The sequence below is a fragment of the Micromonospora sp. Utrum1 genome (genome assembly GCF_057197805.1).
The window spans coordinates 6,591,258-6,604,454 of sequence record NZ_CM170071.1 but is presented as its reverse complement, the minus strand read 5'-3'; the positions used below and the strand labels follow the sequence as shown (position 1 = coordinate 6,604,454).

Sequence of the window (13,197 nt, the reverse complement as noted above, 5' to 3'; positions counted from 1 at the left end):
GACGCCGCGCGCCGGGCCGGTCCGCCGATCCCGGAAGGATCCGCCCGAGGTCGCCTCGCTCCTGAAAGCCGCACCTCGGCGAGCTGGAGTCGATCAAGGCGAGGGCGCGGCAGCGTACCACCGTCTATGGCCGGGCGGTGGCCCGTGATGTGGGATCACATCGGCGGCCGGTAGTCGGGGACTTGCGGGTGTGGCAGCATGTGGCCTATGACCGCCGCTGTCATCCGCCGCTTCGTGGCCCGTCGCCACGTCGATTACGGCCGTGTCCGCAGCGCGATCTGTCCGGCCATCTGACGACGCCCGACCCATCCGTCTCGGGCGCGTTCCGCGCCGGCCGTCATCGACATCGCCGTCCTCGACCCTCACCCAGGGTCGGCCGCCGCGTCCGCGCTTCCAGGCACAGCAGACAACGGAGGACGCCGCGATGGCGGTCAGCAGCACCACCACGACCCGGCCCGAGAACCCGGCACCCGCCGCCCGGGCCCCCCGCCGCCCGCGCGGCGAGGGGCAGTGGGCGCTCGGGCACCGCGAGCCGCTCAACCCCAACGAGCGGATGAAGAAGGACGACGACCCGCTGAACGTGCGGGCCCGGATCGAGAACATCTACGCGCACCGGGGCTTCGCCTCGATCGACCCGCAGGACCTGCGCGGCCGGTTCCGCTGGTGGGGCCTCTACACCCAACGCAAGGCGGGCATCGACGGCGGGCGCACGGCCGTGCTGGAACCGCACGAGCTGGAGGACGAGTTCTTCATGCTCCGGGTGCGGGTGGACGGTGGCCAGCTCACCGTGGCCCAGCTCCGGGTCGTCGCGGACATCTCGCGGGAGTTCGCCCGCGACACCGCCGACATCACCGACCGGCAGAACATCCAGTACCACTGGATCCGGGTCGAGGACATGCCGGAGATCTGGCGCCGGCTGGAGGCCGTCGGCCTGCAGACCACCGAGGCGTGCGGTGACTGCCCGCGGATCGTGCTGGGCAGCCCGGTCGCCGGGGTGGCCCGGGACGAGGTGCTCGACCCGACGCCGGCGATCGACGAGATCGTCCGCCGGTACGTCGGCGACAAGGCGTTCTCCAACCTGCCCCGCAAGTTCAAGACCTCGATCTCCTGGCTGGTCGACACCCCGTACGAGGCGAACGACATCGCCTTCCTCGGCGTCGAGCACCCCGACCACGGTCCCGGCTTCGACCTCTGGGTGGGCGGTGGCCTCTCCACCAACCCGATGCTGGCCAAGCGCCTCGGCGTCTGGGTGCCGCTGGCCGAGGTGCCGGACGTCTGGGCCGGGGTGGTCGGCATCTTCCGTGACTACGGCTACCGCCGGCTGCGCAACCGGGCGCGACTGAAGTTTCTGGTCGCCGACTGGGGCCTGGCGAAGTTCCGCGAGGTGCTGGAGAAGGAGTACCTGGGCCGGGCGCTGCTCGACGGGCCGGCCGCGACGCTGCCGGCGAAGCCGGTCGACCACATCGGCGTGCACCCGCAGCGCGACGGCAACAACTACGTCGGGGCGGCCCCGGTGGTGGGCCGGGTCTCCGGCACCCAGCTCGCCCGGCTCGCCGACGTGGCCGAGGCGCACGGCAGTGGCCGGGTGCGGCTCACCCCGTACCAGAAGCTGCTGGTGCTGGACGTGGCGCCGGAGCGGACCGACTCGCTGGTGGCCCAGCTGCGCGGGATCGGCCTGGAGGCCCGGCCCTCGGCTTGGCGGCGCGGCACCATGGCCTGCACCGGGATCGAGTTCTGCAAGCTCGCCATCGTCGAGACCAAGCGGCGCGGCGAGGAGCTGGTGGCCCGGCTGGAGGAGCGGCTGCGCGACTTCGACGCGGACATCTCCATCCACCTCAACGGCTGCCCGAACGCCTGTGCCCGCACCCAGGTGGCCGACATCGGCCTCAAGGGCCAGCTCGTGGTGGGCCCGGACGGCCAGCAGGTGGAGGGCTTCCAGGTGCACCTCGGCGGCGGCCTGGGCATGGCCGCCGGGCAGACCGCCGGCTTCGGCCGCAAGCTGCGCGGCCTGAAGACCACCGCCGAGGCGCTTCCGGAGTACGTGGAACGGCTGGCCCGCCGCTACCTGGCCGGCCGGCACGAGGGCGAGAGCTTCGCCAACTGGGTGATCAGGGTCGACGAGGAGGAATTGCGATGAGCGATGCCCGATCTGCGCCTCTCTACTGCCCGTACTGCGGGGAGGAGGACCTGCGGCCGCACGAGGCCGGGCACGGCGCCTGGGAGTGCCACGCCTGCGCGCGGGTCTTCACCGTGAAGTTCACCGGCCTGCTCTCCCGGGCGGTGACCCGATGAGCGCCCTGCCCTCCGCCGCCGGCCTGGGCCTGGTCGGGATCGGCGGGCCGGCCCCGGCCGACCCGGCCCGGCGCGACCCGGAGGAGCTGCGCGCGCTGGCCGAGCGGGCCGGCCGGGAACTGGAGGGCGCGCCCGCGCTGGAGATCGCCCGCTGGGCCGCCGAGACCTTCGGCGACCGGTTCTGCGTGACCAGCTCGATGGCCGACGGGGTGCTGGCCCACCTGGTCTCCCGGGTCGCCCCCGGCGTCGACGTGGTCTTCCTGGACACCGGCCTGCACTTCCCGGAGACGCTCAAGGTCCGCGACGAGGTGGCCCGGCGGCTGCCGGTGAACGTGCGCTCGATCCGGCCCCGGATGACCGTCGGACAGCAGGACGGCCAGTACGGCCCCCGGCTGTTCAGCAAATCCCCGGACGACTGCTGCCAGCTGCGCAAGGTGGAGCCGCTGGAGCGGGCGCTGACCGGATACGACGCCTGGGCGGCCGGGCTGCGCCGGGACGAGTCGCCGACCCGGGCCAACACCCCGGTGGTGGCCTTCGACGCGCGGCGCGGCAAGGTCAAGGTCAACCCGATCGCGGCCTGGAGCCAGCGGGACGTGGACGCCTACATCGCCCGCTACGACATCCCGGTCAACGAGCTGTTCGCCCGGGGCTACGGCTCGATCGGCTGCTGGCCCTGCACCCGCCGCACCCGGGCGGGGGAGGACCCGCGGGCGGGCCGCTGGGCCATGTTCGAGAAGACCGAGTGCGGCCTGCACACCTGACCGCCGAGCCGCCGGTGGTGCTGGTCGCCCACGGCAGTCGGGACCCCCGGGCGGCCGCGGCGATCCGGGCCCTGGCCCGGGCCGTGGCGGCCGCCCGTCCCGGCGTCCCGGTGCTGCCGAGCTGGCTGGACCACACCGATCCCGGTCCGGCCGCGGTGCTGCGGGACCTGGCCGCCGCCGGTCATTCGCGGGCGGTGCTGGTGCCGTTGCTGCTGACCGCCGCGTACCACCGGAAGGTCGACATCCCGGCGGCGGTGGCGGCGGCCCGCGGGGGCGGCGCGGCGATCGAGGTGCGGGTGACCGACGTGCTGGGGCCGGCGGACGGGGTGGTGGACGCCCGGCTGCTGGCCGGGCTGCGCCGCCGGTTGGCCGAGGCGGCACCGGGCGGCTTCGACGCCCTGGTGCTGGCCGCGGCGGGCACCCGGGATCCGCGGGCGCGCGGTTCGGTGGGGCGGGTCGCCGCGGCGCTCGGCGCCGAGCTGGGCGTGCCCTGCCGGGTGTCGTACGCGTCGGCGGCGCCCCCCGGCGCCGGTGTCGCGGTGTCCCGGCTGCGCGCGGCGGGCGCCCGCCGGGTGGCGGTGGCCGGCTACTTCCTGGCCCCGGGCCTGTTCCACGACGCGGTCCGGGCGACGGCGGAGCGGGCCGGCGCGGTGGCGGTCGCCGATCCGCTGACCGACCTGCCGGAACTCGCCGATCTGGTGCTGCGTCGGGTCGACGCCGTTCCGGTCGGCAGCCCGGTGTGACGCGCGTCGCCTCCATGATCAACCAGGGCGGCGCCGGGGTAGCGGGGTGTCATGTGCTCCGGACAGCAGGACGCCCCGGCCGGAATCCGGCCGGGGCGTGCAGCTGCGTGCGAATCAGGCGGAGTGAGCGCGCAGCACCCGGAGCCCGCCGCGGCGCTTCACCGCGCGGCGCTCCTCTTCGCTCATCCCGCCCCAGACGCCGGCGTCCTGACCGGACTCCAGCGCCCACTGGAGGCAGTGGTCGGTCACCGGGCAGCGCCGGCAGACGGCCTTGGCCTGCTCCACCTGCAGGAGGGCCGGGCCGGACGTCCCGATCGGGAAGAACAGCTCCGGGTCCTCGTCGCGGCAGACGGCATCGTGGCGCCAGTCCATGGCGGCAACACTCCTCATTCTCAAATGGGTGGCCAGATAACGCTTCGTTGCTATTCCTATATGCGTCCGCATTGCCGATCGGTGACGGTCAGCGTCCATCAATTCGGCGCTGCGTGAGCAGGCTTGCGGGCCGTGGACCTGCTGGAACAGCTCAACCTGCCGAGCATATCCAGGCAATGTCCCGGTAACACGACTTCGCTTGTGAATACTTTCACGAACTGTCGCGATGTCAAGGGTGACGCTCGGAAAAACTCCGAACAGTGAGCGGGCTCACCACCCTTTTGTCCGGGTTTCAGAGCGCTCTGGTTACCCGGCGTGCCACAGTCGAGGATCAATATAGTACGGTCTGCGTGACGTTGCTGACATTTCCGGCACCTTCCCTCGGTGTGGCGGTCACCGCCGGATGCGGTGAGGGGGTCCGCGTCAACCGACGGGAGTACCCGAGACCTAGCAGATTACTCTCAGTGCGGCAGGCACGGATGCGAATCTGACTTTTTCCCGCTCGCCGAGGTAGTCGCCGTCCAGCTGAAAGGCCAGCGGACGGGCCGAGAGCAGGGTGAACTCCGCCACGTCGTGCAGCCGGAGCACCTGCCGGCCGCGCGGGTCGGGCTCCCGGGCGAAGAACTGGGTCACCGTCCGTGCCGTGCTGGCCACCTTGAGCCGCCGCAGGGCGAGCACGTCGAGGCCGAGGTCGAACGAGGCCTCCGGGTTCGGGTTGATCTCCCGGTCGCCCAGGTACGTCCACGGGGCGGTGTTCTGGATGATGATCGTGCCCAGGTCGGTCTCGGCGGGCTCACCGGAGCGCTCCAGCGTGATCGCCGGGTGCCGCCGGTCCGAGGCGAGGAAGTACTGGCTCACCGTGGAGCGGAAGTAGAGCGCCGGCGTGGACACCCGGCCCCGCTTGCGGGCCCGCTCGACCCGCTGGATGACGGCCGCGTCGATGCCGAAGCCCGCGCAGAAGGTGAAGTAACGGTCGTCCGCCCGGCCCAGCCCGATGGTCCGGGACCGGCCCAGCCGCAGCCCCTCCAGGATCATGCTGGTCCCGTCCGGCCACTCCCGGGGCAGGCCGAGGGCCCGGGCGAAGACGTTGGTCGAGCCGCCCGGGACGGTCGCCAGCGCCGGCAGCCGCTCCGCCGGGGTCTGCCCGGTGCGGAAGGTCGGCGGCTCGGCCGCCATCAGGCCGTTCACCACCTCGTTGACCGTGCCGTCGCCGCCGAGCGTGACCACCAGGTCGACGCCCTCCTGGGCGGCCTCCCGCGCCAGGTCCATGGCGTGGCCCCGCCGGCGCGTGTATCGCACCGACAGGTCGACTTCGCTGCGCAGCGCCCGGACCAGCACGTCCCGGCTGCGCTCGCTGGTGGTGGTGGCCTTCGGATTGACCACCAGGACGGCCCGCATGGGCGGCACTGTACCGCGCCTACCCACGGGTATCGTGTCGCGCGTGACGATCGACTCCGGCCCGGTTCCCGGCACGCTCCGCTGGGCGGTGCTCCTGCTGCGCGCCGAGGCGGTGGCGCTCGGCCTGGTCGCGGTGTGGCTCATCTGGTCCGACCTGACGGCGCGTACCACCGACCTGACCTCGGCGCTGCTGGTGACCGCCTTCGCGGTCGCCGGAGCGGGCGTGCTCTGGGCGCTCGGCGCCGCGCTGGGCCGTCGTCGCTCGGGGGCCCGGGCGCCGGCCATCGTGCTTCAGCTCATGCTGCTGCCGGTCGGCTGGTACATGATCCAGGGCGGGCTGGGCTGGCTGGGCCTGCCGCTCATGGCGCTCGGCCTCGCCGTCACCGGCCTGCTGGTCAGCACCCCGACCAACCGGGCGCTCGGCTTCGACTGATGCCGCGCCCGCCGGGCCGGTCAGTAGCCGGAGGCGCGGCGGGTGAGCAGGGAGATGGTCGCCCGGCCGTCGGCGGCCCGGGCGCTCGCCGAGGTGGTCAGCGCGGTGAGCACCTTCCAGGCGAAGGACGACTCCGAGGGAAGCGTGGCGCCCCGCACGGTCGGCACGGTCACCTCGACGGTGAGCGCGTCCTCGGTGACCGCGAAGCGGCACTCCAGCTCGGCGTCGCGGGTGGCGATGGCGAGCAGCATGGCGCACGCCTCGTCGACCGCGATGCGCAGGTCCTCGATCTCGTCGAGGGCGAACTGGAGCCGGGCCGCGAGACCGGCGGTGGCGGTGCGCAGCACGCCGAGGTAGCCGCCGTCCGCGGGCACCGTGAGGTGCACGACGTCGTCGTCGGTCGTCGGCTGGCCGGTCAGTTGAGTCACGCCTCATCCCCCCGGTGCGGGACTCTACCCGGTCAGGCGTCCGGCCGCGTGGGGGTGGCCGCGGCCTGCGCCGCGAGGTCGTGCAGCGCCGTACCGGCCAGCCGGTAGGGCACCCACTCGTCCATCGGCGCGGCCCCGATGGCGGCGTAGAAGCGAGCGGCGGGGTTCCAGTTGATCATCCACCACTCCAGCCGCCGGTAGCCGCGCTCGACGCAGATCGCGGCGAGGGTGGCGAGCAGCAGGCGGCCCGCGCCGGTGCCGCGGGCGGCCGGCCGGACGTACAGGTCCTCCAGGTAGATGCCGTGCACGCCCTCCCACGTGGAGAAGTTGAGGAACCAGAGGGCGAAGCCGATCGGCTGGTCGGCGGGATCCACGGCGACGTGCCCGTAGAGCGCCGGCGACGGGCCGAAGAGGGCTCTGTTCAGCTGCTCCTCGGTGAGGTGGCACTGCTCGGGGGCGCGCTCGTAGTCGGCGAGTTCGTGCACCATCGCGACGACGGCCGGCACGTCCTCGGGACGCGCCGGCCGGATCGTCGGTGCCTGGGCGGGCAGGCTCACGCCTGCTTGGTCTCCCAGAAGATCTTCGAGATCTCGTCGATCTTCTGCAGCAGCTTGTCGGCCACGGCCGGGTCCATGCTGCCCTTCGCGCCGGCGGAGCCGGCGAGCTTGGTGGTCTCGTTGAACAGCTCGTGCAGGTGCGGGTACTTCTCGAAGTGCTGCGGCTTGAAGTAGTCGGTCCAGAGCACCCACAGGTGGTGCTTGACCAGCTCGGCCCGCTGCTCCTTGATGAGGATGGCGCGCGTGCGGTACTCCGGGTCGGTGTTGGCCTGGTACTTCTCGCAGATCATTTTGACCGACTCGGCCTCGATCCGGGCCTGCGCCGGGTCGTACACGCCGCACGGCAGGTCGCAGTGCGCGCTGGCGGTCACACGGGGCGTGAGGATGCGAGGAAGGCGCATCAGGGTCCTCCATGGGATGTTTGCGATGATCCGAGACGACATTACTCCTGGACATGCTCCCCGGCGGGCGGGAGGTGAAACCCGGTGCACGCCGCGAACGGCCCGGCCGCGCCGGTGCTCCGCGGGCCGCTGGCCGCCGTCCTGGTGACCGGCCCGTCCATGGCGCCCACTCTGCGGCACGGCGACGCCGTGCTGGTGCGGACCGGGGGCCGGCCGGTACGCCCCGGCGACGTGGTCGTCGCCGTCTTCCGCAGCCGCCCCGACCTGCTCGTGGTCAAGCGCGTGGTCCGCCGGCAGGACGGCGGCTGGTGGCTGCGCGGCGACAACGATCTCGTCACCGACGACTCCCGGGCGTACGGGGTGGCCGACGTCCGGGGCCGGGTGGTGGCGCGGTACTGGCCGCGTCCCGGGCTGGTCAAAGCTCGTTCGTCGGTGATATGACCCCGCTCACATCCCGGTGCCGGATGGCTGACTATGCTCGGAAAGTGCCCGGGTGACCCCCCGCACCGCCGCCCCGCTGGCCGCTGACCACGCGTGCCGAGCCGGCCGGTCCGTCTGCTCGACAGATCCTGGAGTCACCAATGTCTGCGTCCACCCCGGACCCCGCTGATCCCGTCTTCCGGCTGCACCTCGGCGGCAAGATGGCCGTCGCCTCGACGGTGCCGCTCACCAGCCGGGAGGACCTGTCCCTCGCGTACACCCCGGGCGTGGCCCGGGTCTGCGAGGCGATCGCCGCCGACCCCGACCTCGCCGACGACTACACCTGGGTGTCGCACACCGTCGCGGTGGTCACCGACGGCTCCGCCGTGCTCGGCCTGGGCAACATCGGTCCGCGCGCGGCGCTGCCGGTGATGGAGGGCAAGGCGGTGCTGTTCAAGCAGTTCGGGGGCGTGGACGCGGTTCCGGTCTGCCTGGACACCCAGGACGTGGACGAGATCGTGGCGATCGTGCGGGCGCTCGCCCCCTCGTTCGGCGGGATCAACCTGGAGGACATCAGCGCCCCGCGCTGCTTCGAGGTGGAGCGCCGGCTGGACGAGGCGCTCTCCATCCCGGTCTTCCACGACGACCAGCACGGCACCGCGATCGTGGTGCTGGCCGCGCTGCGCAACGCCGCCAGCCTGCTCAACCGGAAGCTGGGCGACCTGCGGGTGGCGGTCAGCGGGGCCGGCGCGGCCGGCGTGGCGGTGACGAAGATGCTGGTCGCCGGGGGTGTCAACCCGGACCAGGTGGTGGTCTGCGACTCCAAGGGCATCATCGGGCGGCACCGCGAGCTGACCGGGACCAAGGCCGAGCTGGCCGAGATCACCAACGCCGAGGGGCGGCAGGGCGACATCACCGAGGCGCTGCGCGGCGCGGACGTCCTGGTCGGCGTCTCCGGTGGGCAGATCCCCGAGGCGGCGGTGGCCGGCATGGCCCCGAGCGGCATCGTCTTCGCGCTGGCCAACCCCACCCCGGAGGTGCACCCCGAGGTGGCCGCCCGGCACGTGGCCGTGGTCGCCACCGGGCGCAGCGACTACCCCAACCAGATCAACAACGTGCTCGCCTTCCCCGGCGTGTTCCGGGGCGCGCTGGACGCCCGGGCCACCCGGATCACCGACGGGATGAAGGTGGCCGCGGCCGACGCCATCGCCAACGTGGTGGCCGAGTCGCTGACGCCGGAGGCGATCGTGCCCTCCCCGCTGGACCCGCGGGTCGCCCCCGCGGTCGCCGAGGCGGTCGCCGAGGCCGCCCGCCGGGACGGGGTCGCCCGCCGCTGAGCGACGGGAAGAAACGGCGCCGGTGGGGAAGGTCGCCTTCTTGACGAGCGCTGAGCTTGTTACGGTGCCGATCATGCGTGCCGCCTTCGCCTCGGCCTTCGACGCCGACAACCCGCTCGCCGCGCTCACCGTCGGCGACCGCCCCGAGCCGACCCACCCGCAGGAGGACTGGGTCACCGTGCAGGTCCGGGCCAGCTCGCTCAACCACCACGACCTCTGGTCGTTGCGCGGGGTGGGCCTCAGTGCCGACCAGCTCCCGATGATCCTCGGCTGCGACGCGGTCGGCACCGACCCGGACGGCAACGAGGTGGTCATCTACCCGGTGGTGCCCACCCCGGGCGACCCCCGCGGGGTCTCCATCCTCTCCGAGTACTTCGCGGGCACCTTCGCCGAGCGGGTGGCCGTACCCCAGATGAACCTGCTGCCGCTGCCCGACGGCCTCTCCGCGATCGACGCGGCCTGCCTGCCCACGGCCTGGCTCACCGCGTGGCGGATGCTCACCACCAAGGGCCGGGTCGGCGACGGCGAGTCGGTGCTGGTCCAGGGGGCCGGCGGCGGCGTGGCTACCGCCGCCGTGGCGCTCGGCGTCGCGCTCGGCAAGCGGGTGTACGCGACCAGCCGCCACGCCGACAAGCGGGAGCGGATCACCGAGCTGGGCGCGACCGCGCTGGAGCCCGGCGCCCGGCTGCCCGAGCGGGTCGACGTGGTGATCGAGACGGTCGGCGCGGCCACCTTCGACCACTCGCTCAAGTCGGCCGCCCCGATGGCCCGGATCGTGGTCTCCGGCGCCACGGCCGGCCACGAGGCCAAGGTCAACCTGCGCCGGGTCTTCGCCATGCAGCTGGAGATCCTCGGCACCTCGATGGGCACTCCCGACGAGCTGACCCAGCTCCTGGCGTTCTGCGCCGAGCACGAGGTGCGCCCGGTGGTGGACCGCGTGGTGCCGTTCGGCCGGATCGAGGAGGCGTTCGCCCGCCTGAACTCCGGCGACGTCTTCGGCAAGGTGGTCATCGACCACACCGCCTGACCGGCGTCGCCGCCCTGGCGACCGGTCAGAGGTGGTCGTCCAGGGTGGCCAGGCCGCCGCGGGTGGCGTCGGCGGGCAGCCGCTTCTTCGCCGCCGCGTCGCCGTAGAGCGTCCAGCGGAGGAACTCCACGGTGGTGTCGGCGACCACCCGCAGCGCCGTGGAGTCGCCGAGCAGGGCCGGCCCGTGGTCGCCGTTCGGCAGGCTGAGCATCGCCTTCGGCCAGGGCACCGCGTCGTAGACCGCCTTGCCGGCGGCGTAGCCCACCACCTCGTCGGCCTCGCCGTGCACGAAGAGCTGCGGCGCGGCCGCCCCGGCGAACGCGGTGCCGACGCCGAGCGCTGTGCCGGCGAAGACGATGCCGGCGTCCAGGCGCTCGTCCCGGCCCGCGGTGAACAGCCCGATCGTGGTCACCCCGCCCGCGCTGTGCCCGGTGGCGGCCACCCGCTCCGGGTCCAGCCGGCCGCGCAGCGGGTCGCCCGCCCGGCCGTCGAGGGCGAGCACCTGGGTCAGCACGTACGACACGTCGGCCGGCTGGTTGAGCACGTCGAGCGGGTTGCCGTCGCCGCCGGCGCCGGTGTGCGGGAACTTCGGCGCGGCCACCACGAACCCGGCGGCCGCCCAGCGGCTCAACAGCAGCTGGTAGTCCTCCGGCCGGGCGCCCAGCCCGTGGCTGAACAGCACCACCGGGAACCGCCCGTCCGCCACCGGAGCGGACCGCTCGGCCGCGCCGCCGGCCTCGCCCCGGGCCGGGTACCAGAGGGTCACCGGCAGCGGGCGGTCGCCGTCGCGGTTCAGGTTCAGCTGGCGTACGCCGACCGCGAAGCTCTCGGTGGGGGCGTGCCCGGCGGGTACCCGCGGCGCGGGCGTGGTGGCCTTCGGCGGGGGGTCGGGCGCGGGTCGCGCGGCCGGGGCGGTCCCGCCCGAGCAGCCGGCTAGACCCGCGCTGAGCAGGGCGGCGGTGACCAGGGCGGCGGGGCGTCGGCGCATGAACACGATTGTGCCTCGCGCGCGGGGGTGGCCGGCCGGCATCGCACGCAGCGTGACGCGATCGCCTCACCCGGCCGGCGGCCGGCCCGCGCGTAGCCGGGCCAGGTCGGCGGCGTCCTTGGCCCGGCGGGGCCGCTCGGGCATCCAGACCGGGTACATCTCCTTGAACTCGATCTGGGCGGCGACGCTGATCACCGGGGCGGTGAGCGGCCCGATCCGGCCCGGCGGGGCGTCCAGCATCCCCTCCGGCAGCGGGGTGCCGGCCCACGGCCCGGCCCCGACCACCACCCGGCCGGCCGGGTCCCGGTCCAGGTACGCGAAGCTCAGCTCGACGTCACGCCGGACGAGGTCGAGCTGCTTCGCGACCGGCATCCGGGCGTCGGGGCGCCAGCCCTGCCCGCCGAGCCGGGCCGCCAGCGGGCCGGCGTCGTGCCGCCAGCAGTACCAGTCGACGTCCACGTGGGGCCGGCTCACCGCGCCGAGGTGGAAGTCCATGGCCCACCCGCCGCGCAGCCACACGGCGATCCCGGCCGCGCCGGTCAGCTCGACCACCTCGCGGATCGCGTCGAGTTGCCGCCCGGCCAGCCCGTCCATCCGGGCGACGCTACCGCCCGCCGACCGGCCGCGCCGCCCCGCGCTCAGTCGGGCAGGGCGCGGGTGGTGAGGGTGGTGGTGCCGGGGAGGCGGGCGTCGGCGGGGAGGCGGCGGAGGGCGGCACGGTCGTCGTAGAGGGTCCACCGGAGGAAGTCGGTGGTGGCGGCGACGACCTGGGCGAACCCGGGGCGGCCCGGGTTCAGGTACTCGCCGTGGCCCTGGCCGGGGAGGCCCAGGAAGGCGGCCGGCCCGAGGCTGCGGGCGTACGCGGCCCGGCCCACCGACTCGGGCACGACGGGGTCCGCGTCGCCGTGCACGAACAGCAGGGGCGCGGCCGGTCCGGCGAAGCTGCCGGCCAGCCCGCCGCCGGCGATGACGATGCCGGCGCGCAGCCGGGGCGAGTGCCCCGAGGTGAACATGCCGGCCGTGGTGAAACCGCCGGCCGAGTGCCCGGAGGCGGCGAACCGGTCGACCGCGAGGTGCCCGGCGAGCGGGTCCCCGCGCCGGGCGTCGAGGCGGACCAGGTGGCGGATCAGCCGCCAGCCGTCGGCCGGCTGGTTCCGTACGTCGGCTGGGGTGAAGTCGCGCGCCCGCAGGTTGGTCCGCGGGTAGGTCGGCGCGGCCACCACGAACCCGGCCGCCGCCCACCGGGTGGTCAGCGGGGCGTGCAGATCGGGGAGGCTACGCAGCCCGTGGCTGTGGACCACCACCGGGAACCGGCCGGGGGCGACCGGCGCGTCGGGCCGCGGCACCGGCCCCGCCTGCGCACCGCTGCTCGTCGCGGCCGCCGGGGCGGTGGCGACCACCGGGGCGCCGGGCTCCACCGGGTACCAGACGGTGACCGGCAGCGGCCGGGGGCCGCCGGGGTCGAGGACGAACTGCCGCACGCCCACGGCGTACGCCCGCGGCGGCCCCGGGCGGAAGGACGGGACGCCGTCGGTGGCGGCGGCGGCCGGGCCGCAACCGGCCACCAGCGCCACCAGCAGCGCGGCGACCAGCCGCTGCACCCTCACCCCCTCACGGTAGGCGGCCGGCCGGCCGGTCCGGCCCCGCCGACCGGGCCGACGCCCCTCCACCGGCCGGACCGGGTACGCCGCCACCGGCCCGGCGGGGCGCGGCGGGTCGACCGGCTTCGCTAGGGTCACGCGCATGGCTGAGAACTACACCGACCCGAGTGGCAACACCGCGCAGTTCCGCGCGTTCGTCGACGCGCCCGACAGCGCGGCGACGCCGGCGGAGACCCCGTCCCGACTGCCGCTGATCGTCGGCATCGGCGTCGCCGCCGTCGTGCTGGTCGCCCTCGTCGCCTGGCTCGCCCTGGGCTGACCCGCCGCCCTCCCGCCCGCCTCCTCCGCAACCCCCTGTCCGCCCGGCCGCCCCCGGCCGGCCCCGTTGATCATGAGGTTAGCGGCGCGATCTGCCGGATCTGTCGCCGCCAACCTCATG

17 protein-coding genes are annotated in these 13,197 nt (G+C 74.3%); 9 read left to right on the top strand and 8 right to left on the bottom strand.

The annotated features are described in order from the left end of the window. Positions 1-424 precede the first annotated feature (424 nt). From AC0OLQ_RS31020 to AC0OLQ_RS31005, 4 genes are read left to right on the top strand one after another with little or no spacing between them, the layout of a single operon-like run. Positions 425-2,137 (top strand): nitrite/sulfite reductase, encoded by a 1,713-nt coding sequence (locus AC0OLQ_RS31020; protein WP_484529141.1) that lies wholly within the window; start codon positions 425-427, stop codon positions 2,135-2,137. Beyond that, positions 2,134-2,292: an IS1 family transposase gene (locus AC0OLQ_RS31015; RefSeq protein ID WP_139131928.1), complete on the top strand. Its 159-nt coding sequence runs from the start codon at positions 2,134-2,136 to the stop codon at positions 2,290-2,292. Before AC0OLQ_RS31020 ends, AC0OLQ_RS31015 begins: the two co-directional genes overlap by 4 nt. Then, positions 2,289-3,053 carry a phosphoadenylyl-sulfate reductase gene (locus tag AC0OLQ_RS31010; RefSeq protein ID WP_254335009.1) on the top strand — a complete coding sequence of 255 codons (765 nt, stop codon included), beginning with the start codon at positions 2,289-2,291 and terminating at the stop codon, positions 3,051-3,053. The genes AC0OLQ_RS31015 and AC0OLQ_RS31010 overlap by 4 nt, the downstream gene beginning before the upstream one ends. Then, positions 3,035-3,796, top strand: coding sequence for a sirohydrochlorin chelatase (locus AC0OLQ_RS31005; RefSeq protein ID WP_484529140.1), 762 nt, complete (start codon positions 3,035-3,037; stop codon positions 3,794-3,796). The genes AC0OLQ_RS31010 and AC0OLQ_RS31005 overlap by 19 nt, the downstream gene beginning before the upstream one ends. Before the next feature lie 114 nt (positions 3,797-3,910). Here the strand turns inward: AC0OLQ_RS31005 and AC0OLQ_RS31000 are convergent, their stop codons facing one another. Further along, positions 3,911-4,168, bottom strand: a complete 258-nt coding sequence (locus AC0OLQ_RS31000) for a WhiB family transcriptional regulator (protein ID WP_088975879.1) — start codon at positions 4,166-4,168, stop codon at positions 3,911-3,913. A 447-nt stretch (positions 4,169-4,615) separates the two neighbouring features. Next, complete coding sequence (locus AC0OLQ_RS30995; protein ID WP_484529139.1) at positions 4,616-5,566, bottom strand: diacylglycerol/lipid kinase family protein; 951 nt, start codon at positions 5,564-5,566, stop codon at positions 4,616-4,618. Positions 5,567-5,609: 43 nt separating this feature from the next. On the opposite strand from AC0OLQ_RS30995, the gene AC0OLQ_RS30990 reads away from it, so the two are divergent. After that, positions 5,610-5,999, top strand: a complete 390-nt coding sequence (locus tag AC0OLQ_RS30990) for a hypothetical protein (RefSeq protein ID WP_484529138.1) — start codon at positions 5,610-5,612, stop codon at positions 5,997-5,999. Positions 6,000-6,019: 20 nt separating this feature from the next. On the opposite strand, the gene AC0OLQ_RS30985 is transcribed toward AC0OLQ_RS30990, so the two are convergent. The 3 genes from AC0OLQ_RS30985 to sodN form a co-directional block, all read right to left on the bottom strand. Further along, positions 6,020-6,427 carry an ATP-binding protein gene (locus AC0OLQ_RS30985; protein ID WP_107076638.1) on the bottom strand — a complete coding sequence of 136 codons (408 nt, stop codon included), beginning with the start codon at positions 6,425-6,427 and terminating at the stop codon, positions 6,020-6,022. 32 nt (positions 6,428-6,459) lie between these two features. After that, positions 6,460-6,915 (bottom strand): GNAT family N-acetyltransferase, encoded by a 456-nt coding sequence (locus AC0OLQ_RS30980; RefSeq protein WP_484532479.1) that lies wholly within the window; start codon positions 6,913-6,915, stop codon positions 6,460-6,462. A gap of 65 nt (positions 6,916-6,980) precedes the next feature. Continuing rightward, positions 6,981-7,385 (bottom strand): superoxide dismutase, Ni, encoded by a 405-nt coding sequence (gene sodN / locus AC0OLQ_RS30975; RefSeq protein WP_357339142.1) that lies wholly within the window; start codon positions 7,383-7,385, stop codon positions 6,981-6,983. 84 nt (positions 7,386-7,469) lie between these two features. Here sodN and AC0OLQ_RS30970 point away from each other — a divergent pair, with 84 nt between their 5' ends. The 3 genes from AC0OLQ_RS30970 to AC0OLQ_RS30960 all read left to right on the top strand — a co-directional run bounded on the left by AC0OLQ_RS30970 (position 7,470) and on the right by AC0OLQ_RS30960 (position 10,169). Next, positions 7,470-7,826 (top strand): S24/S26 family peptidase, encoded by a 357-nt coding sequence (locus tag AC0OLQ_RS30970; RefSeq protein ID WP_484529137.1) that lies wholly within the window; start codon positions 7,470-7,472, stop codon positions 7,824-7,826. Between the two features lie 140 nt (positions 7,827-7,966). Continuing rightward, the gene (locus AC0OLQ_RS30965; RefSeq protein WP_484529136.1) at positions 7,967-9,142 is read left to right on the top strand and encodes an NAD(P)-dependent malic enzyme; all 1,176 of its coding nucleotides are present in this window, start codon (positions 7,967-7,969) and stop codon (positions 9,140-9,142) included. A 64-nt stretch (positions 9,143-9,206) separates the two neighbouring features. Continuing rightward, the gene (locus AC0OLQ_RS30960; RefSeq protein ID WP_484532478.1) at positions 9,207-10,169 is read left to right on the top strand and encodes a zinc-binding dehydrogenase; all 963 of its coding nucleotides are present in this window, start codon (positions 9,207-9,209) and stop codon (positions 10,167-10,169) included. 25 nt (positions 10,170-10,194) lie between these two features. On the opposite strand, the gene AC0OLQ_RS30955 is transcribed toward AC0OLQ_RS30960, so the two are convergent. The 3 genes from AC0OLQ_RS30955 to AC0OLQ_RS30945 form a co-directional block, all read right to left on the bottom strand. Beyond that, positions 10,195-11,157: an alpha/beta hydrolase family protein gene (locus AC0OLQ_RS30955; protein ID WP_484529135.1), complete on the bottom strand. Its 963-nt coding sequence runs from the start codon at positions 11,155-11,157 to the stop codon at positions 10,195-10,197. Between the two features lie 66 nt (positions 11,158-11,223). Then, positions 11,224-11,751, bottom strand: a complete 528-nt coding sequence (locus AC0OLQ_RS30950; RefSeq protein WP_484529134.1) for a nucleotidyltransferase domain-containing protein — start codon at positions 11,749-11,751, stop codon at positions 11,224-11,226. Positions 11,752-11,795: 44 nt separating this feature from the next. Beyond that, a complete protein-coding gene (locus tag AC0OLQ_RS30945) occupies positions 11,796-12,764 on the bottom strand; it encodes an alpha/beta hydrolase family protein (RefSeq protein ID WP_484532477.1) in 969 nt (322 codons plus the stop codon). Positions 12,765-12,900: 136 nt separating this feature from the next. On the opposite strand from AC0OLQ_RS30945, the gene AC0OLQ_RS30940 reads away from it, so the two are divergent. Further along, positions 12,901-13,077 (top strand): hypothetical protein, encoded by a 177-nt coding sequence (locus AC0OLQ_RS30940; protein WP_484529133.1) that lies wholly within the window; start codon positions 12,901-12,903, stop codon positions 13,075-13,077. Positions 13,078-13,197: the final 120 nt, after the last annotated feature.